The organism is Pedobacter sp. FW305-3-2-15-E-R2A2 (assembly GCF_038446955.1).
GTDB lineage: Bacteria > Bacteroidota > Bacteroidia > Sphingobacteriales > Sphingobacteriaceae > Pedobacter.
In genome coordinates this window covers 7065222-7084223 of sequence record NZ_CP151803.1, presented here as the reverse complement: position 1 = coordinate 7084223, position 19002 = coordinate 7065222, and the positions used below count along the sequence as shown (strand labels likewise).

Annotated in this window: 20 protein-coding genes and 1 pseudogene; 7 read left to right on the top strand and 14 right to left on the bottom strand. The window is 38.7% G+C overall.

From position 1 onward, the window contains the following. Positions 1-52 precede the first annotated feature (52 nt). The 4 genes from AAFF35_RS28850 to AAFF35_RS28835 form a co-directional block, all read right to left on the bottom strand. A complete protein-coding gene (locus AAFF35_RS28850) occupies positions 53-1096 on the bottom strand; it encodes an XRE family transcriptional regulator (protein ID WP_342329900.1) in 1044 nt (347 codons plus the stop codon). 11 nt (positions 1097-1107) lie between these two features. Beyond that, positions 1108-1752: a hypothetical protein gene (locus tag AAFF35_RS28845; RefSeq protein ID WP_342329899.1), complete on the bottom strand. Its 645-nt coding sequence runs from the start codon at positions 1750-1752 to the stop codon at positions 1108-1110. A gap of 104 nt (positions 1753-1856) precedes the next feature. After that, positions 1857-2477: a recombinase family protein gene (locus AAFF35_RS28840; RefSeq protein ID WP_342329898.1), complete on the bottom strand. Its 621-nt coding sequence runs from the start codon at positions 2475-2477 to the stop codon at positions 1857-1859. Positions 2478-2645: 168 nt separating this feature from the next. Next, positions 2646-3392 (bottom strand): hypothetical protein, encoded by a 747-nt coding sequence (locus AAFF35_RS28835; RefSeq protein WP_342329897.1) that lies wholly within the window; start codon positions 3390-3392, stop codon positions 2646-2648. A gap of 176 nt (positions 3393-3568) precedes the next feature. Here AAFF35_RS28835 and AAFF35_RS28830 point away from each other — a divergent pair, with 176 nt between their 5' ends. From AAFF35_RS28830 to AAFF35_RS28815, 4 genes are all read left to right on the top strand, one after another. Beyond that, entirely contained in the window at positions 3569-5095 is a 1527-nt protein-coding gene (locus AAFF35_RS28830; RefSeq protein ID WP_342329896.1) for a phosphoribosyltransferase, read from the top strand. A 7-nt stretch (positions 5096-5102) separates the two neighbouring features. Further along, positions 5103-6371 carry a DNA-processing protein DprA gene (locus AAFF35_RS28825; protein ID WP_342329895.1) on the top strand — a complete coding sequence of 423 codons (1269 nt, stop codon included), beginning with the start codon at positions 5103-5105 and terminating at the stop codon, positions 6369-6371. Further along, complete coding sequence (locus AAFF35_RS28820; protein WP_342329894.1) at positions 6368-6892, top strand: HAD hydrolase-like protein; 525 nt, start codon at positions 6368-6370, stop codon at positions 6890-6892. The genes AAFF35_RS28825 and AAFF35_RS28820 overlap by 4 nt, the downstream gene beginning before the upstream one ends. 155 nt (positions 6893-7047) lie before the next feature. Further along, a complete protein-coding gene (locus tag AAFF35_RS28815; RefSeq protein ID WP_342329893.1) occupies positions 7048-7530 on the top strand; it encodes a hypothetical protein in 483 nt (160 codons plus the stop codon). A gap of 255 nt (positions 7531-7785) precedes the next feature. Here AAFF35_RS28815 and AAFF35_RS28810 read toward each other — a convergent pair. The 9 genes and pseudogenes from AAFF35_RS28810 to ruvX form a co-directional block, all read right to left on the bottom strand. Continuing rightward, positions 7786-8625, bottom strand: a pseudogene (locus AAFF35_RS28810) (magnesium chelatase domain-containing protein); the annotation flags it as partial. Between the two features lie 114 nt (positions 8626-8739). Next, the gene (ffh, locus tag AAFF35_RS28805; protein ID WP_342329892.1) at positions 8740-10080 is read right to left on the bottom strand and encodes a signal recognition particle protein; all 1341 of its coding nucleotides are present in this window, start codon (positions 10078-10080) and stop codon (positions 8740-8742) included. Between the two features lie 84 nt (positions 10081-10164). After that, complete coding sequence (locus tag AAFF35_RS28800) at positions 10165-11160, bottom strand: DUF3078 domain-containing protein (protein ID WP_342329891.1); 996 nt, start codon at positions 11158-11160, stop codon at positions 10165-10167. Positions 11161-11231: 71 nt separating this feature from the next. Further along, entirely contained in the window at positions 11232-11567 is a 336-nt protein-coding gene (locus AAFF35_RS28795) for a hypothetical protein (protein WP_342329890.1), read from the bottom strand. Further along, the gene (locus AAFF35_RS28790) at positions 11564-12316 is read right to left on the bottom strand and encodes a hypothetical protein (RefSeq protein WP_342329889.1); all 753 of its coding nucleotides are present in this window, start codon (positions 12314-12316) and stop codon (positions 11564-11566) included. The genes AAFF35_RS28795 and AAFF35_RS28790 overlap by 4 nt, the downstream gene beginning before the upstream one ends. Before the next feature lie 49 nt (positions 12317-12365). Then, positions 12366-13265, bottom strand: a complete 900-nt coding sequence (locus AAFF35_RS28785; RefSeq protein ID WP_342329888.1) for a glucosaminidase domain-containing protein — start codon at positions 13263-13265, stop codon at positions 12366-12368. Then, positions 13265-13951, bottom strand: a complete 687-nt coding sequence (locus tag AAFF35_RS28780; RefSeq protein WP_342329887.1) for a glucosaminidase domain-containing protein — start codon at positions 13949-13951, stop codon at positions 13265-13267. Before AAFF35_RS28780 ends, AAFF35_RS28785 begins: the two co-directional genes overlap by 1 nt. A gap of 3 nt (positions 13952-13954) precedes the next feature. Further along, positions 13955-14590 carry an O-methyltransferase gene (locus AAFF35_RS28775; protein ID WP_342329886.1) on the bottom strand — a complete coding sequence of 212 codons (636 nt, stop codon included), beginning with the start codon at positions 14588-14590 and terminating at the stop codon, positions 13955-13957. A gap of 30 nt (positions 14591-14620) precedes the next feature. Then, positions 14621-15037 (bottom strand): Holliday junction resolvase RuvX, encoded by a 417-nt coding sequence (gene ruvX, locus AAFF35_RS28770; protein WP_069378247.1) that lies wholly within the window; start codon positions 15035-15037, stop codon positions 14621-14623. 50 nt (positions 15038-15087) lie between these two features. Here ruvX and AAFF35_RS28765 point away from each other — a divergent pair, with 50 nt between their 5' ends. Genes AAFF35_RS28765 through AAFF35_RS28755 form a run of 3 tightly spaced genes read left to right on the top strand, consistent with a single transcriptional unit; the run spans position 15088 to position 18150 of the window. After that, positions 15088-16236, top strand: a complete 1149-nt coding sequence (locus tag AAFF35_RS28765) for a hypothetical protein (RefSeq protein WP_342329885.1) — start codon at positions 15088-15090, stop codon at positions 16234-16236. Between the two features lie 2 nt (positions 16237-16238). Beyond that, complete coding sequence (ricT, locus tag AAFF35_RS28760; RefSeq protein ID WP_342329884.1) at positions 16239-17678, top strand: regulatory iron-sulfur-containing complex subunit RicT; 1440 nt, start codon at positions 16239-16241, stop codon at positions 17676-17678. Beyond that, entirely contained in the window at positions 17671-18150 is a 480-nt protein-coding gene (locus tag AAFF35_RS28755) for a gliding motility lipoprotein GldH (RefSeq protein WP_342329883.1), read from the top strand. Before ricT ends, AAFF35_RS28755 begins: the two co-directional genes overlap by 8 nt. A gap of 5 nt (positions 18151-18155) precedes the next feature. Here the strand turns inward: AAFF35_RS28755 and AAFF35_RS28750 are convergent, their stop codons facing one another. Then, the gene (locus tag AAFF35_RS28750) at positions 18156-18785 is read right to left on the bottom strand and encodes a DUF6266 family protein (RefSeq protein WP_342329882.1); all 630 of its coding nucleotides are present in this window, start codon (positions 18783-18785) and stop codon (positions 18156-18158) included. Between the last annotated feature and the right edge of the window lie 217 nt (positions 18786-19002).

Below are 19002 nucleotides of genomic sequence, written 5' to 3'. Positions count from 1 at the left end.
CAGTTAATTAACTGGATAACCTTCATATTTAGAGAAAGTATTCAGTCAACAATTAATAAGCTCTTCTTAGTATTGCAGTTCTTTCTTGTAAGTAAATGCTCTTAAATTCATCAGTGGAAGAATGAACTAATGAGGCGACTTCATCAATTGTATAATCCATTTCTTCTAGATATGAATCGATGATTTGCTTTAATATCGTTGGCTGTTCAGGTGAAAATATAACAGGTTCTTTAGTCCTATAACCTTCAGCACCCATCTGCATCCATAGGTATTTCCATTGGTTGTCATTTAGTAAGCCTAAGTGTCGTGCTCTTACTAAAATAGATTGCATTGATGTTTTCCAGTATTTTTTTAAATCAGCTAAGATTGATAAATTCAGCCTAACTAATTGTGGTTTAATATCAGATTCAGGCATTAATAATTCGGCAGCAAACTCAAACGCTTCTTTCTCTTTATCTCTATCGCCCTCAACCTTACATGATAAATGCATTATTATATGTCCAAGCTCATGAGCTAAGGTTAGCCTTTTGCGATCCGCAGGTATATCTTTCCCTATAAAAATTAAAGGTATTCCATTAGCTGTATACATGCTAAAGCCATCCATGTCATTTATTGGAACGGGAATAATTATTGCACCGTAATATTCTATAATATTAGTTATATTCTCAATTCTGCCTCTTGGCAACTTCCATTTTTTACGGATATATTGAGCGCACATTGATGGACTTCCTTCTTGGTCAACATCCCAAATAGGAATCTCATTAGCACTAATCTCAATACCTTCCAATAGCTTTAAAAGTTGTCTTTCAACAACTATCATTCTAGCGTTGTTCTGATTTAGTTGCTTTACGGACGAAGATAGTTTTCTTCTATACTCCCCCTGAATTGGAATAATGACATCTTGACTCTCAAAAAATGACACGGGTATATTTAAGAATTTGGAGACTGCTAAGACAAGATCATCATCAAATCCAAAACCCATTTTTTCAATTTTGCTTATAGTGCCCTGAGCAACTCCCAAGGCATTGGAAAGTTGAGTTTGCGTATATCCTCTCAATTCCCTTGCTAGTTTTAGCATTTGAGGATTATATTTCATCTTATTATTTTTTAATGTGTACCAGTGCCTTTTGTTGTTTTCTTATAGGCCGCTTTAACACTAATTCTCTTAATTATTTTTTCTACAGCAACATGATTTTTATCTTCATTTAAGCTAAAATCAATTGTGGTTTGTTCTGCGGATTCAATACCATGTTCGTCAACCCAGTTTAATTGTTTCCCATCCCAACAAGCAGTGTAGATCCCCTGAATGGTGGAATTAGTTTTATCTAACGAATAACCGACATATAAAATTGTAGGCTTTTCTGGTAGACCAGGAATACTGGATTCCTGATAAAGGTATTTCATGTTCTGATTTGTATTCGCATTACTTGTAAAAAAATTTTTGGCATTCATTTTCTTAAATCGTATGAAAAATGAGTCCTTATACAAAAAGCCAAATACACCATTAAACTCTCCTACTTTAATATCAGTATGATTGTAAAATTCGTTAAAGATTCTATGACAAATATGGTCATGTACTATCCCTGCTTTAGTGCGGGGTTTATAAATCACTGTTCCAATGCCCAATGAATTAGAATAATCTTGAATCTTACACCAATCTTCAAAAGAAAGGTTTATAATGGAGGTTATTCTCTCATGAATATCTCCTAGGCTTGATTTATAATCAGATAATGAAAGTATGGTTCTTTTCATAGCAGGCTTTTATTTTTACCAAACGTACAAATAATATTCCACTTTTCATGTAAAAAATATTCCAAAAGATTTATTATTGCTTCTCCTTCTATGTCAGGCCACTTTTACGTTGCGATCAACTGTTTAACTTTCTGAACTGTAGCGCTACTTTTTTCGGTCAACTTCATAATGTTTCTTATGCTCTGTCCTTGCTTTAGGAATTTTACAACATCTCTATGTTTATCCAAAATCTGCTCCTTTGTTTCTTTGGTATCCTTATTTCGCCCCAATCTTCCTCCTTTGGCAATATAGTTTGCTCTACCACTATTAAGTCTTTGTTGCGTCTGCTTTAACTCCATTTCTGCAAATGCAGCACCTATCTGTAGCATGGTCTTAGTAATTACATTCTCTGTTTTATCAGCATTTAGGCTATGCATGTTATAGTTGTCAATTACAACGTTTATTTTGCACTTTGTACAGTCTTGGATAAATAGCAGTATTTCGATGACCCTACGGGCTATACGACTTACTTCGGTAAAAAGAATGTGATCTATATTGTTGGAAATTGCATAAGATATAATTTCAGAAAGTTGCTCATCATTAGAAAGACCAGATTTATAATATTCAAAATTCTTTATGATCTCATAACTGCTTTTGTATTTAGTCATCAGATCAGAAGTTTGTCGTGTAACATCTTGTCTTGTTTCGGTTGTAGAACAACGAGAAATAGTAATAGCTTTTTCCATATTTTAAGATTGCGGTCTGGTGTGATCTAAATGTAAGAAAAATTCATCAATGTATCAAATTAAATCAAAGATAATTTATGATACAAATATATGCGTGTATCATTTGCGATTTTAGACTTATTTTGATACACTTATATTTCTGATACTTTAATGCTGAAATTATAAATATCAAAATGGAAACATTAAACAATCTTGGAGTTGTTTGCTCTCAAATTCTCTGATTAACCTGAGTTGATTGATTTTAAAGAATTCTAACGTTTTTACCGCTAGATTATAGTTGGCTATGGTATAATCATCATTAGAATGTTCAGATTCTAACACCAGAGAAATATGCACGTTATTTCTTATCGTTTTTAATTTTTTTAAGTTTTCTTCTAAGGTGGGGTTGTCGGGAGCGATTTTACTACAGAACAGTTTAATCGCATTTTCAAAACTTATGGTATTCGTTTTGTTGATATAAGCTCCACATTTCACCTGTTTTTTACATATGTAGTCACCTGAGGATTCTCCCCATGTTACGCAAAATAGATGAAGTTTTGATAATGAGCATACAATTAACGCTTCTATTATCGAGACTAAATTAATTATACCTATTTTGAGAAATAATGATTCTACGGCTCCATATACTTGAATCCTATTGATTAGGTAGTTGTGGAAATCACTTTGAAGCAAAGAATAGCAAATGTTCTTTCTTTTGACATGTTCATTTACGATTTCAATTAAATTATACTCTTTAATAAAGTACGCTACTTTTCGAATGTAGTTCTTTGGTATCTGAATTTTGTTAAATTCTAAGATGTTAATATTTTCGAATGGAGTCAAGTAATGATTCCCAATTACTTTTTCTAAATTTTTTAATGCAGAGGTAGCCTGATCAAAAGCCGCTTGGATTTCTTTTTTATCAGCATCTTTCATATTTGTTTAATCTAATAGCTGGATCATTTAAATACCCATAGGATTTGCTTCTACGAATATAATAGAAACCGCTAAACTTGTTTCTAGAATTTATTGCATCATTCTAATTAAGCGAATGGCTTTTAGTTTATTATAAAGTAGTTAATTTTTTTTAGATTAGTGAAAACACTCTTGTTATGAAGCTAATAGGCACAAAATGGAAACTAATCGATTTCGATTCCGAAAGTATTATTGAGTTTTTAGATGAAGGCATATTAGTTCGCTATAAAGATTTGAATGATCGATTTGGTGATAGTCACAGATGGGAGGTAGAGGATGATAATATAACTTTAGTTCTAGAGAAAGGTAAGCTACAGTATTTAGGTAAATTTATAAGTGCATTAAGATTTAACGGCAAGGGAAAGAATAATATTGGTGAGAGGTGGAACTTCTCAGCAGAATTCATCTCAGCAAATATATTTGGAGCTCCATTTCACCTTCATAAAACTAAAGAAGCAATAACCTATTTAATCACATCCTCAGCATGGAAATTACACTGCCAGGATATTGTGAGAAAGAATACGTATTTGAAGTTTTTAAAAAATGGTGTAGTAATGGAATACCATGAAGACCTTACTTCTGCAAAAAAACAAAAATGGGAATTAGAAGGAGAAACGATAACCTTACACTATGGAGACGGCTATTCAACTTTTACGGGGCTAATAACTGGTAACAGGTTTTTTGGTAAAGGAAGAAATAAGCACGGAGTGTCATGGTTTTTTTTGGCTCAAAGGTTACCCAACAATAACAACGTATTTTTGACTGAATCTGGGTTAATAGGCTCAAAATGGAACTTAAATCTAGCAAAAAGCAAATCATCGTTGGAGAAGCAACCTACTAGTAAAAGATCCTTACTCCTCCAGTTTTCTGGGAAATTATCTTATAGTAATGAAAAGAATGAGCAATTGGGAGTAGATAATTCATGGGAATTTGAGGATGATAAATTAACAGTTTTTCTAAACAAAGGAAGATCATCATTTGCAGGTGAAATTAAAGATGATAAAATAATAGGGGAGGGAATTAATAGCAAAGGTGTAAAGTGGTATTTTGATGGAGTTCGGGTGCGGGATGGTGTTTCAAATGAATCGAAAATTAATACAAACGCTCTTATGGATGAATTTAATATGTTTACGGTTACAGAGTATAATGATGAGAATAAAATCTCATACTTATCTTATTACCATCGGTATTGGAATATACCAAAGGAAGTTAGAAATCCCGACTTCGACACTCACAGCAGTAACATTTTGAACCTTAAAAATAACCACCCAAGTGCAATAAACTACTTTTATAGCCGATTAAACCCGATAATTTCACAAGATGGTATAACATTATGCTATGTGCCCTCAAGTGATCCTGCTAACAATAGTTCTGGTATTAGAAAATTGTGCCAATTACTTACTCAAACAAAGAATAGAATAGATGGAACAGGGTGCATTGTAAGAATAAACAAAATTCCTAAACTGGCAAATGGTGGAGATAGAAGTGTAAGTGTTCACTTAAACTCTTTAACAATTCAAGATCCTCATCTAATACAAGGAAAAATGATACTTTTACTGGATGATGTTACTACCACAAATAACTCACTAATCGCCTGTAAACAGTTGTTGATGAAAGCAGGTGCGGGTAAAGTTTATTGTTTTGCACTAGGACAAACTTCATAATTTAAGAATGAAACTAACAACAGAATATCTTTTGACATTACTTAAGACACCCAAGATTGGACAGGTGTCAGTAAAATTCATTAATGATAACATTGCATATAAGCTTTCTAATATTGGGGAGTTACATGAAGCAATATCAGAGCTGAAAACTAAAAATGCAAAGCTTTCGATTCCAAAACTGGAAGACCTGAAACAAGCTCATTATAACACTTTGAGGGTGCTAGAAAATGCAGATAGACTAAGCATTAAAGCAATCAATTATAATGAGAAAAATTATCCTTCGAAATTGTTGAGGTTGAGTGATTTTCCAGTAATAATATACTTGAAAGGATCAATAGACTCGATCCTTAGCAAAAATGCAGTGGCAATAATTGGAACCCGTGAACCAAGTGACTTTGGTCTTAGAGCGGGAAGGAAGATTGCAGGAATATTTGCCGAAAATAATTTTACCATTATCAGTGGTTTAGCGAAAGGCAGTGATACAGTGGGACATTTAGGTGCTGTTGACAAAAATTTACCAACTGTGGCCGTATTAGCTGCTGGTCTTGATTCGATATATCCTAGCGAGAATAAACATCTATCTGAGCGAATAATTGAAACAGGAGGAAGTTTACTTTCTGAATATGAGCCAGGCATGAAACTTCACCCTCAGCAACTTGTTTTGCGTGATAGAATACAAGCTGGTTTATCCGATGGAGTGATTGTTATTGAAACTGGTATAAAAGGCGGAACAATGCATGCTGTATCAGCAGCAAAAAAAATGGGTATGCCAATAGCCTGCTTAACTGGACACCCGTCTCATATGAGCGATTTTGATAAAATAAAAGGGAATGCTTATCTAATAGATTCTGGTGCTAGTTCATTGGGTAGCTCTGATCAGATTAACTCATTCATGTTAAAACTAAATCCAGATATTAATTTAGAAAACATCAAAAATGCTGAATCTAAAATAGGTGCAGTTGTTAATGAACAGAATATAAAACCTTCAAATGGTTTTGATGAAAATAATAATGAAAAACCAAATGTACCACCAGTAGATTTGAAAACGGGGGGCTATCCTGAAAAGAATGATATTGGTACAATAGAAGTTATTTTTGAAAATATAGAGCAAAAAATTTCTGAACAAGAACCTAGTTTGGGAGAAATAAAGGAGCTTATTTTAAAACTTACTGAGGAACAAAGAGAAACAAACAAGCTGTTGAAAATATTAGTTTCTCAATCTCCGAAAGATAAAAGCTCAAAAAAGAAACCTGATAACCAATCTTCATTTTTATGACACCTTCAGTGATATTTGATCTAGATCAAACGCTAGTTGATACAAGACATTTAGCGCATCTTAGAAAAGCAGGCAGTTGGAATCAGGCGTATAGTGAAATAAAAAAGTTAAAGAGTTATGATAAGATAGATGATATTTTTAATTCTTTGAGCAAAAACTCAATTAAGATTATTATAATAACAATGTCACCATCAAGCTACTGTTCTAGGGTCATTGATCATTTTGGTTGGAATGTCGCAGGGAAAATCTGTTACCATGACGTAAAGCCTAATTTAAAACCTCATCCTGAGCCTTTTTTTAAAGCAGTACGAGATTATCAATTAGACCCAGAAAGAACAATATCAGCAGGTGACAATGCTATCGATATCATCGCATCTAATAGGGCAAATATTCCATCAATAGCTTGTTCCTGGGATTCTGATGATGTAGCAACTTTACTGGCTTCAAATCCTACTTTTCATGCTTCCAGTCCTGATGATTTATTTATGCAGGTGACCAAATTCCATAATCTAACGCAATAATTTGTCTACTTATGTGCAGGGTTTTCGTACTGTAAAATAATTCTTACTTTTATTGTGAGAGCGTTAATTTAACGGGTAAGTTTTGGGGTTTATCTCCGTTTCTTTTTTTCTCTTTTATTATAGGTATAAATTTTAGGAAATTTTAAAATAATACAATGGAATATATTGATGATGATATAGACTTTGCAGAATTAAGTAAGAAACGCACATTTACAGAACTCGGTAACGAGCAACGAGATGATTATTCTGATAAACCAGAAAATACGGTACTGGATATGCGTATTGTAAAGTTGATTACAGATGAAAAAAATGTTGTTAGTCTCGATTTAATATTTCGAGTTGACCATCATCAAAAAAACATGATCAATTCACATTTTATGTTTCTTACACTCAATGTGAAAGTTTTTGATAGAAATAGGGTATTAGAAAACAACCTTAACTCTCCCTTAGCCGTAGGTTACATCTCTACATTATACAAAGAAAATGCTGAAAGACTACTCAAAGAGCTTTTTCAGCAGTCCGCAGAAATTATCAAAGGTGGTATTGTTGGAGATACTAGTGTTTCTGAAAGCGAATCACAAGACCAAGTTGCAAGGATCATTAAAGCCTATTTGCAAGGCAAAAAGGACAAAAATTAAACCCAGCTACAACTCAGCATGTGATCGTGCTCCAAATCATGTCTTTCATGCTCCCAATACAAATGATTTATTCGTGCAGGTTATGAAATTTCATAACCTTATAAAATAATTAGACTGGTTCAAATTCATCGTTAAGCATCAAACATAATATCTACACTTGTTATCTTATGTTTAAATTTTGATACTGTTACATGCTTTTTTGCTGCAACAGCTATTTGGACGTATATAGTCATCCCCCTTAATTGATGATACGACATCAGAAATGGTATGGTGCGGACATCGATAGGGACGCGCTGTCATGAGCGAATCTATGGCATTGAGCTTTCCTGCCACCGAATGGATTTTAGTGGTTTCCAGCGCCTCCTGTAAGCTTAGCGGAGGAAGTATGGTGGGGACTCTCTTTGCAAGCATTGTTTTTCCTGCTCCCGGCGGACCGATCAGAATCAGGTTGTGTCCTCCCGCTGCGGCAATTTCCAGTGCACGCTTAATGTTCTCTTGTCCTTTTACATCAGAAAAATCAAATTCATAGCTGTCCTGATGTTGGAGAAAGGTATGCGCTGAATTGACGAATACCCGTTCCGGTTTTTCCTGGCCATTAAAGAAAGAAACCACCTCAAGAAGGTTGGACATTCCATATACCAGCAGTTCCGATACAATTGCGGCTTCTCTGGAATTGTCTTTAGGCAGAATAAAACCTTTAAATCCCGCGGCTTTTGCCTGGATGGCAATAGGTAAGGCGCCCTTGATGGGTTGTAATCCTCCATCTAAGGAAAGTTCGCCCATGATAAAATAATCGGCGGTTTCGGGGCTTTCGATCTGACCTGAGGCCGCGAGAATGGCGATGGCAATCGGAAGGTCATAAGCTGATCCTTCTTTTCTGATGTCTGCAGGAGCAAGATTAATCACGATCTTCTGTCTGGGCATTTTCAATCCGGCAGACTGGATCGCGCTTTCTATTCTGCGGAGACTTTCTTTAATGGCATTGTCAGGAAGGCCGACGATGTGGTATTTATTTCCTCCGCCAATGCTGACTTCAATTGTGATCGTTAGGGCATCAACGCCAAAAACAGCGCTTCCATAAGTTTTTACCAGCATATACAGATTGGGTTTTGCCTAATCTATCAGCAAATACAATATGGAGGTAGCTTTTTGGTAAATAAAAAGCCCGGCTTGAAGGGCCGGGCTGATCTCTTATCGTACGAAAATACCTTACATTCTTCCCTGAGGCATTTTAGGCATATTTTTCATCATTTTTGCTGCTGCTGCAGGATTAGAGAACTGCTTCATTACTTTACGCATGTCTTCAAACTGTTTGATCAGTTTGGTCACGTCCTCAATTTTATTTCCGGAACCCATGGCAATCCTTGCGCGTCTGCTCTGCTGAATGCTGTCTGGGTTTTCACGCTCGTACTTGGTCATAGACTGAATGATAGCTTCCACATTCTTGAAAGCATCGTCTTCTATCTCCACATTTTTCATCATTTTGCTCACGCCCGGAATCATGCCCATCAGGTCTTTCATGTTACCCATCTTCTTGATCTGCTGAATCTGGCTATAGAAATCGTTGAAATCAAACTTGTTCTTACGGATTTTCTTTTGAAGTTCTGCCGCTTCTTTCTCATCAAACTGCTGTTGCGCACGCTCAACAAGGGAAACCACATCACCCATACCCAAAATACGTGAAGCCATCCTTTCAGGATAGAATACATCCAGGGCTTCCATTTTCTCACCGGTACCGATAAATTTGATCGGTTTATTCACCACCGATTTGATCGATAAGGCTGCACCACCACGGGTATCACCATCCAGTTTGGTTAACACCACCCCGGTAAAGTCTAACCTGTCGTTAAATGCTTTTGCTGTATTAACCGCATCCTGTCCGGTCATGGCATCAACAACAAACAGGATTTCGTGCGGTTTAGTATGTTCTTTTACGGCGGCGATCTCGTTCATCATCTCCTCGTCTATCGCTAAACGACCGGCCGTATCTATAATAATTACATTGTTGTGCTGTTTCTTTCCTTCAGCAATACCCTCCATTGCAATCGCTACCGGATCCTTCGAACCAATATTTGCATAAACAGGAACTCCAATCTGCTCTCCAAGGATCTGTAACTGGTCTATCGCTGCCGGACGGTATACGTCGCCTGCCACCAATAGTGGTTTCTTGCCTTTACTTTTCAGATAATTGGCCAGTTTTCCTGTGAAAGTTGTTTTACCGGCACCATTCAGTCCGGCAATCAGTATGATAGTTGGATTTGTTTTAAGGTCTAACTCTGTTACCTCACCACCCATTAAGGCAGTCAGCTCATCGTTCATTACTTTGGTCAGCAACTGACCTGGAGAAACAGCAGTAAGTACATTTAAGCCCAGCGCTTTTTCTTTCACCTCATCGGTGAAGCTTTTCGCTGTTTTGTAATTTACGTCGGCATCCAATAAAGCCTTACGGATTTCTTTCATGGTCTCGGCCACGTTGATCTCTGTAATACTGCCTTGTCCTTTTAAAACTTTAAATGCACGGTCTAGTTTATCCTGTAAATTTTCAAACATTTTCTTTAATGCTTAGTGTTCAATTTTTTGTAAAAGCCAAAGTTATTAATTTTGGCCGAATCAGATGGGAATATTTGTAAAGTATTAGCGTGGGAAGACAAACATCACGCCCAGCGCAAGTGTCTGACTCCCTTGTATACTGGGATCGGTATCTTTGTCCATAAGCCCTATGCCACTTAAAGAGACATTCATGAGTCTGTTCAGCTTAGAAGTCAGCGTAACATCGAGACGATGGTCTATGTGAATCAATGGCCTGTCGTAAGGAATAAACATCTGATACCTTGCTTTCAAGGTGGTGTTCGTAAAGATTTCTTTTTCAAAATTGCTCACGATCTGGAAAGCGAGTTCATTTCTGAAGGTCTTACCAGAGTCGACACCAAATTTAGGATTCTTATCTATAAATATGCTTTTATCTAATACAAAAGTCTGCTTTGCCGTACCTGTACCAATCCTTGTAGAAAAGTACTTGTTGGGCTTATACTCAAAACCCATGGACTCGGTCAGATAACCCGGGGCCATAAAACCGGAGATCTGGGTAGGAATTTCAACACCATCCTTCATGTCATACCTGAAACCTTTGTCAAACTGGGATTCAAAGTTTATGGAGGCAAAGAAATACCAGTTTTTCGACATCTGTATGGCAGCTTTGTTATCCCAAAAAATCCTGTCTCTGGTTTTCTTTTGCAGCTGATCCTTATTCTTGACTTTCCCATACTCGAGAATGACCTCGCTTACATAGCTATAGTTCTCTTTGCTGTATTCGGCTTTATAGTTGACCAATCCTCCTACAGCAAGGGAATTTACTCCACCGCCTTTCCAGTTATTCGAGAAAGTTGCCTGGTTCACATTGATCCCTATCGCGGTCTTTGTTTTCCAGTAATTTACTTTCGCATCCACAACAATGGGAGAAAGGGTTACAGGTTTAAAAATTAAAACTCCTGTTCTGGAAGGTAAGGGACTACGTTTTAGTTTGATGTCTAAACCTTTGGTATCAATTGGAATGGTATCTACTTCCTGAGCAGACAAGGTATTTATGGATGCGACAAAAACCAATAAGAAGCTGGCATAAAAAATCTTCATTCCTACAAAGAAAAACAAAAATGTTGCTTATTAAAAGTTTAATAGCAAACTAATTGCAGAATGACAGGGAATTAAGGGTTTTGAGAGCGGTAGCTGAACCAGGAGAAGTGCTTTCTATGCGATAAATAACTCAGGTTACGCTCGTTGGTATAAGCTTCTCTTTCAAAACGGATGTTAAAATAGGCGAGGTAATGGTTTTTAAAACGAATCAGGTTAACCAGATAATTCAGCATATATAGCAGATAAAAAGGAAGGATGAGCAGCTCCAGCTGTTGACGAAGGTGGATGCGCTCATGATTGACCAGTGTTTTATTTGCTTTTTGGTGTTTGTTCTGTAAAATGATAAAGGGGTAGATGGCCATGGCATTGGCAGACAATCGGGGATATATCAAAAAGAACGACCTCAAAACTGCTCAATGGTTAATTTAGGGAGAGGCTTCAACCTGAAAGCTGCCGGATTTCGCTTGTAGCTGGCATAGCTGTTTCTCACAAAGACAACAAAAGCATAATCCGATGCGGTTAATGCAAACTGATAAGTGGGCCGGTATTGCTGCATAAAATCTTCTGCCTCGAAATCACTAATGTGTAAGGTTCTTTTCACGTAATCAGGCTTAAACCTATAATCGATGATGGCTTCCTTATAGTCCCTTTCCAGGATTTTCTGCAAATGTCTGGCATTTTTGCCATCTCTGCTCAGCAGGTTGTAAATGGCGTCAATCCCTAATCCTACACCACCCATTCCAAGGTTCAGCAGGTCTTTTGCTTTTCCTTTATCCAGGGCATACTTATATTCTTTCAGGGATTTCTCATGGCGTTCCCTCGGGGTATATTTATCGCCAATAATGGCTACTTCCCGTAGATTGATTCCCAGAGATTTCAATTGAAAATAGACCGCTTTCTGGCCTTTGTAAACAATGGTGTCGAGCGCATATCCCTGTAACACGGCAAATAAGGTATCTCCAACAGCGGCTTTTATGGCAAATTCTCCTTTTGGTGTATTGTAAATCCCCTCATCATTGGTAGAATTGTAGATATATACCTTTGCGAGGCGGAGTTTGGACTCCTTATCCACGACAAAACCTTGTACGCCAGTATTCTGTGCGACAATTTTAAGGCTCAAAAAAGAAAACAGTAAGAGTAAACCTAAATACTTCATCAGAACACAAAATTACGAGATATCTATATCGGCAGATTAAATATTAACATTATTTAACTAAGATCAGTTTCTGCCCGATTTTGATGCCCTCTTCGCTGAGGCTATTCAGTGTCTTTATGTCCTCTATACTAATGTTGAACCGTTTGGAAAGGTTATACAGTGTATCTCCCTTTTGCACGGTATAGACCTTTTCTGCCGGAGCAGCAGGCATGACCGATCCAATCACCGTTGTTTTTGCAGGGGCTGAAGTATCTGCAGGCGTAGTGATCACCTGTTTTGAGGGCGGAGTTGCCACAGGGGTGAATTTTTTCTTTTCCTGGGGAATATTGGCATTGATCTCGGTAAAGATCTTGTCTTCTCTCTTTAGTTTTTCTTTTTCTGATTCCGATTGATCATACTGATACAACTGATATTTTTCAATCATACTGATCAGCATCGCCGGATATCTAGGATTGGTGGCGTAACCAGCTTGTTTCAGTCCGTTTGCCCAGTTTTTATAGTCGTTCTTATCCAGTTCGAATAAAAAGCTGTAGCGTTTTCTTTTGAGAAACTCGGAATGGTCTTTATAGGATTCACGGGCATCTTTATACACCCGGAAGCAGTCATTGCTTTTATCATCATCCTTGTAATAAGCTTTCCCTTTCCATTCAGAAGTACATTTGATCCCGAAATGGTTATTGGCGTATTTAGCCAGGCTGCTGTTCCCGCTGCCGGATTCAATAATGCCTTGTGCCAGGGTAATACTCGCTGGAATCCCATAGGCATTCATCTCTTCAATGGCTACTGCTTTAAAAGCTTCGATGTAGTTTAAAGTGGTATAAGAAGGGATATTTGGATTTGCTTTATTCGCAGCTTTCTCTATTTCCTTATTGTTCCGGCTGTATTTTTTAGTCTTACAGGCGAAGAACATCGGGAGGATAAGGGCAAGGAGGAGTATTCTTTTGTTCATCAGAGTTTTATTTTTTGTCCGGGTTTCAGGTTTACATTCTTCAATCCGTTTTTGTTCATAATGGCCTTGGTCGTCGTATGATTCCGTTTTGCAATTTTACTTAAATTATCGCCTGCTTTTACGGTATATCTTTTCCCTGAAGCACTGCTTCTGGATTTTTTTCTCTTTCTGCTGGAAATTACTACCGCTGGTTCTACATAATCGTCTGGTCTTTCGTCATACTGATACAATTCATATTTTTTGATCAGTCCAACGATCTGTGAAGACCAGGAGCGGCTCCTGGCATAACCACCGCGTTGTATTCCCCTGGCCCAGTTCCGATAATCATACTGATCGTATTTTTCAAATAAAGGGCTAAAAGTGGCCCTGCTTTTAAGAAATTCAATAAAATGATCGTAAGATTCATCTACTGTAGGATAATCCCGGTAAGCGGAACGGATTTCAGTATTTGAATTGGGGCCTTTTACCCCAAAATGATTGTTCATATAGCGGGCGATTTTACTCTGACCTGCTGCAGATTCATGAATGGCCACTGCCAGGATAATGCTTGCGGGGATTTGATGTTCCCGCATGAGTTCCTGCGCATGTGTCAGGCGTTCAGCAATATAATCTTCCGTACTTTGTGCCCGGGCAGCAAGACTTAGAAAAGTGATGCTGATCCAAACCCACAATAGTTTTTTAATCATATTCTATTTTTTTCTGATGATAAATAAGCCGTCCCTGACGGGAAGAATCATTTTTTCTACACGGTCGTCTGCCGCTATTTTATCATTAAATGTAGTAATATTTTTAGTGTCTTTATCGGGATTGGCGTTTAGGACCTTACCGCTCCATAGGACATTATCGACGATGATAAGCCCTCCAGGCCTCACCCTGTCGAAAATAAGGTCGTAATAAGTCCCATTGTTTTTTTTATCCGCATCAATAAAAACCAGGTCAAAAGTTTCCTGAAGTTCATGGACTGTTTTTGTGGCATCACCCAGGATGTACCTGATTTTTGCTGCATCCGGAGATGCTGCAAAGTTGCGGCGGACCATCTCTTCCAGTTCCTCATTGATGTCCAGCGTATAAATGATCCCTGTTTCTTTGAGTCCTTCGGCCAGACAGATTGTTGCATAGCCGGTAAAGGTGCCGATTTCCAGAATTCTGTCCGGGCTGATCATTTTGCTGAGCATGCTCAATACCCTTCCCTGGTAGTGGCCGGAAAGCATTCTCGGCATCAATACTTTCAGATTGGTTTCCCGGTCTATTTTTTGGAGTAACTCACTTTCAGGTTCGCAGTAATTGAGCAGCAATTGCTGCATATCTTCATTAATCAGGCTCATAATTGTTTTTTAAGCATCCTTATTCTTGTTCTATAAACGGGGCTGTTCCATAAAATATTGCAGAATGATGGTTGCTGCAATGGTATCCACCCGATCTTTGTTCTGTCGGTCTTGTTTTTTGAGGCCACTCTGCATGATGGCCTGATGGGCCAGTTTAGAGGTAAAGCGCTCATCAATCCAAAACTGAGGGATGTCAGGGAAGTTTCTTCTTAAAATTTTCGAAAAACCTTTCACATGCTGCGCAGAATCTGATGGAGAGCCATCCATTTGTTTTGGATCTCCGATCACGAATGCTTCTACCTGTTCGGTTAAAAAGTATTTCTTCAGGTATTCAATGATGTCTTTGGGGTGTATGGTATCCAGTCCTGTGGCAATAATTTGCAAAGGGTCTGTAACGGCGATTCCGATCCGCTTGGTTCCATAATCAAAAGCTAGAATTCTAGGCATAAATGCAAATATGCAAATCAATAATCTAAAAAATTGTTATTTTGCACCAAATGCAATTTAAAGACATCATCGGGCAGGAACAGATTAAAGCGCAACTGGTACAAACAGTTGGGGAAAACAGGGTGAGTCATGCTCAGTTATTTCTATCGAGCGAGGGGAGCGGTGCCTTACCTATGGCGATCGCCTATGCTCAATACATCAACTGTCTTGACAGGCAGGGCGATGATAGCTGTGGTGCTTGTTCTTCCTGTCGGAAGTACGAGCGGTATATCCATCCTGACCTGCATTTTTCCTATCCTTTCTTCGCTTCAAAGGATGCCCGGATCGCTGTTGACGTCTTAGACGAATGGCGGAGTATGCTGTTGGAAGATGCTTATTTTGATATGGACATCTGGCGTTCTAAGCTGAGTGCGGACAACAAACAGGCCAATATCAACATTGCGGAATGTCATGATATTATAAAAAAATTAAGTTATAAAGCATTTGAAGCAGAGACGAAAGTCCTCATCATGTGGCTTCCGGAATACCTTGATAAAGAAGGGAACGCGTTGTTAAAAATCATTGAAGAACCACCTAAAAATACGTTGTTTTTATTGGTAGCCAACAATCAGGAACAAATTTTATCTACTCTGCTATCCCGCACCCAGATTGTTAAAATCCCGAAGCTTTCTTCTGCTACGATTGAAAGCTATCTGATGGAAAAACACGCGATGTCGGAAGAACAGGCTACAGAATATAGCTTTCTGGCAGATGGAAATCTGATAGAAGCGAAGCTATTGGTGGCCAATACTCAAAACGAAAATGCGGATAAGTTTGCAGAGTGGTTAAGAATGGGTTATGGAAACCGCGTACTGGATCTGACGGTTTTTGTAGATCAGGTGGCAGGCTGGGGAAGAGAAAATCAAAAGAATTTTTTAAAATACGGAATTAACTTTTTAAGAGAATGCAGCCTCTTGCTAAGTGGTGCTGAAGAACTGGTGAAACTGCCTGCAAGAACATTAGACACCGCTAAAAAGCTGAGTAACCACGTCCTTGATCTGGGGATGGCAGAGGCCATTATTCAGGAATTGGAACGGGCACATTACCATATCGAAAGAAACGCAAACCCTAAAATTCTGTTTTTAGATGTATCTTTACAATTGGTAAAAATAATTAAGTTTAAAACGTTCCCGAAAGGGACTCAATATATATACAATTAACTATGGGATGTGGAAGTTGTTCTACAGGTGGCGGTTGCGCCCCCTCGGGCTGCAAAAGTAATGGCTCATGCCTTACCGGAGGCTGTCAGAAATTAGAAGTTTACGATTGGCTGTCGAATTTAGACATGCCTTCAAATTATATACCTTTTCAAGTAGTAGAAGTTAAATTTAAAGGTGCCAGGAAGGAATTTTTCCTGAACAATGAGAATATTTATCTTGAAATTGGAGAGTTGGTAGCTGTAGAAGGGCCTACCGGAGGTTATGATGTGGGTCATATTTCCCTGACGGGAGAATTGGTCCGTATGCAGATGAAACGCCGGAAAACCCCGATCGATCAGGTTACCCGTAAGATTTACAGGAAGGCAACAGAAGCTGATGTCGAGAAGTGGAAGATTGCTAAAGGACTGGAGTGGGAAACCATGCATAAAGCCAGAACCTTGGCCTTAGACCTGCGCTTATCGATGAAAATCAGTGATGTGGATTATCAGGGCGATAAAACCAAAGCTACTTTCTTTTACACTGCTGAAGGCCGTGTTGATTTCCGTGAACTCATCAAGAAGATGGCAGAAACTTTCCGGATCAGGATCGAAATGCGTCAGATTGGAATGAGGCAGGAAGCGGGAAGACTTGGAGGAATCGGCTCTTGTGGCCGTGAACTTTGCTGTTCTACCTGGTTAACGAACTTCAAAACGGTCTCTACTGCTGCTGCAAGGTATCAGAACTTATCGCTGAATACCTTGAAGCTCGCCGGACAGTGCGGAAAGCTGAAATGTTGTTTAAACTATGAGCTGGATACTTACCTGGATGCCTTAAAGGACATTCCTGACCGTGTAGAGAACCTGCAGACAGAAATCGGCGTTGCCCGTCATCAGAAAACAGACATCTTTAAGAAGCTAATGTGGTTCAGTTATCCGAATATGGAAGACTGGATTCCTTTAAAAGTGGACCGTGTAAAAGAAATCATGGCCATGAATAAAAAGGGTTTAAAACCAAATAACCTAAAGGAAGAGGCAGTAGAACTGGTAACTACTACCGTGATTGAGAAAACTCCTGATTATGAAAATGTGGTTGGACAGGATAGTTTAACACGTCTGGACGATAAGCCTAAAAATAAAGGAAACCGCAATAATAACAATAAACCCGGAGGCAACCGTAATGGAGAGCCAAGGAACAATAACAACGCGAACAGGACGGAAAGACAGGGTAAATCGGGACAACAGGGAAGAGCACGCACAGAGGGCAATAGGAACCAGGCTGGCGGAGCTCCTGCAGCGAAGGCGCAGCCTAAAGCACAACCTGTAGCGACGGATGTTCAGCCTAAAGCGGCGAATCCTGCAACAGCAGCTCCTGCAGACGGTACTGCACCAAAACCGAGCAGAAACAACAGGAACAGAAATAATAACCGTAGAAAAAAACCAACGGATAAGCCTAAAAATGAATAATTTAAAAGCATTTCTATTGCTTGCAACTGGTATCACAATCACCCTTTTTAGTGGTTGTGATACCAATAATATCATTGACAATAACATTTCTATGCCCTCCAGAAACTGGAGCTATGTGAACAAGGTGAAGGCTGTTGTAGAGATCACGGAGCCCGCTAAGTCTTATAATATTTACTTTAAGTTACGCCATACCGCTGATTACGGATATTCCAATATTTTCGTCTTGTTTCATTTACGGGAACTGGGGCAAAAACGGGAAAGCAGACGTTACGAATACCGCCTGGCACAGCCTGACGGACAATGGAATGGTTCCGGTTCCGGAAACCTTTACACCTATACTTTGCCGCTTTTAACCAATTATAAGTTCCCTAAAGCGGGAAAATACGAGTTGGAAATCGAGCAGAATATGCGCGATAATCCGCTTAAAGAAATCAGTGATGCCGGAATTAAAGTTTCTGCAATAGTTCCATAGTCCGTTTAAACCACAACTTTTCCCAAATAGGCACTATGTGATTGTCTCGTTCTGTCTGCGGAAACGAAGGCAATATAGACCTCATAGCTGATTCCCTGATTTGTTGGCAGACTAAGGAGATCTGTACCGGTCTTTCTAAATTGCCCTGTAGTGGTATAATAAGCCTCCTGATCGGCCGTATTATAGGCAAGGAGCATCACCTGATCATCAGGATTGGTGTCTGCTAGCCATTCGGGATTCCAGCTGAACTTTAATCCATTTCCTGGGATCAGCTCGACTGTCAGTTCTTTCGCGAGGGGAAGATCTCCGAAACTGACCTGCATCAATGATGGATCAACAACATGAGTACCTCCTTCCAGTCTGATCGCATTTTTCATCAGAAAAGATTTTGCCGCAACAAAACCCTTTGCTGTTTTATTATAATCTTTAAATCCTGCCCTTACGTAAGTTGTAAGCGGCTTTAACCAGGATTGCGCCAATGCAAATTTACCCTGATTTTTGAGTTCTCCTGTGGTAAAGGGGGCTGTTCTTTCACTTAAACCTTTGATATAGTCGGTATCGTTGCGGCTGCTGCCTATTACTGAACCAACCTTTCCTTTGAAGGGACCATTGATCCCGTTTTTTAATGTGGCCATGAGTGTTAAATTAATAGCTAAATAAATGGTTCCGGTCCGATTCGGAAGAAACATAAATATACTACAAATTAAACCCGAATCAAACACGGATAAATCAGGGGTTTTGTCCCTGTTCTATCCGTGTTCTATCCCTGTTCTATCCCTGTTTGATCCCTGTTCTATCCGGGGTTCATCCGAAGGAGTTTTGACCTTATTCCGCCTTTAATGTAATGCTGAT

Bases quoted from the DNA above. Each gene is read 5' to 3' on its own strand.
- AAFF35_RS28850 (WP_342329900.1), bottom strand. From the start codon at position 1,096: ATGAAATATAATCCTCAAATGCTAAAACTAGCAAGGGAATTGAGAGGA.
- AAFF35_RS28845 (WP_342329899.1), bottom strand. From the start codon at position 1,752: ATGAAAAGAACCATACTTTCATTATCTGATTATAAATCAAGCCTAGGA.
- AAFF35_RS28840 (WP_342329898.1), bottom strand. From the start codon at position 2,477: ATGGAAAAAGCTATTACTATTTCTCGTTGTTCTACAACCGAAACAAGA.
- AAFF35_RS28835 (WP_342329897.1), bottom strand. From the start codon at position 3,392: ATGAAAGATGCTGATAAAAAAGAAATCCAAGCGGCTTTTGATCAGGCT.
- AAFF35_RS28830 (WP_342329896.1), top strand. From the start codon at position 3,569: ATGAAGCTAATAGGCACAAAATGGAAACTAATCGATTTCGATTCCGAA.
- AAFF35_RS28825 (WP_342329895.1), top strand. From the start codon at position 5,103: ATGAAACTAACAACAGAATATCTTTTGACATTACTTAAGACACCCAAG.
- AAFF35_RS28820 (WP_342329894.1), top strand. From the start codon at position 6,368: ATGACACCTTCAGTGATATTTGATCTAGATCAAACGCTAGTTGATACA.
- AAFF35_RS28815 (WP_342329893.1), top strand. From the start codon at position 7,048: ATGGAATATATTGATGATGATATAGACTTTGCAGAATTAAGTAAGAAA.
- ffh (WP_342329892.1), bottom strand. From the start codon at position 10,080: ATGTTTGAAAATTTACAGGATAAACTAGACCGTGCATTTAAAGTTTTA.
- AAFF35_RS28800 (WP_342329891.1), bottom strand. From the start codon at position 11,160: ATGAAGATTTTTTATGCCAGCTTCTTATTGGTTTTTGTCGCATCCATA.
- AAFF35_RS28790 (WP_342329889.1), bottom strand. From the start codon at position 12,316: ATGAAGTATTTAGGTTTACTCTTACTGTTTTCTTTTTTGAGCCTTAAA.
- AAFF35_RS28785 (WP_342329888.1), bottom strand. From the start codon at position 13,265: ATGAACAAAAGAATACTCCTCCTTGCCCTTATCCTCCCGATGTTCTTC.
- AAFF35_RS28780 (WP_342329887.1), bottom strand. From the start codon at position 13,951: ATGATTAAAAAACTATTGTGGGTTTGGATCAGCATCACTTTTCTAAGT.
- AAFF35_RS28775 (WP_342329886.1), bottom strand. From the start codon at position 14,590: ATGAGCCTGATTAATGAAGATATGCAGCAATTGCTGCTCAATTACTGC.
- ruvX (WP_069378247.1), bottom strand. From the start codon at position 15,037: ATGCCTAGAATTCTAGCTTTTGATTATGGAACCAAGCGGATCGGAATC.
- AAFF35_RS28765 (WP_342329885.1), top strand. From the start codon at position 15,088: ATGCAATTTAAAGACATCATCGGGCAGGAACAGATTAAAGCGCAACTG.
- ricT (WP_342329884.1), top strand. From the start codon at position 16,239: ATGGGATGTGGAAGTTGTTCTACAGGTGGCGGTTGCGCCCCCTCGGGC.
- AAFF35_RS28755 (WP_342329883.1), top strand. From the start codon at position 17,671: ATGAATAATTTAAAAGCATTTCTATTGCTTGCAACTGGTATCACAATC.
- AAFF35_RS28750 (WP_342329882.1), bottom strand. From the start codon at position 18,785: ATGGCCACATTAAAAAACGGGATCAATGGTCCCTTCAAAGGAAAGGTT.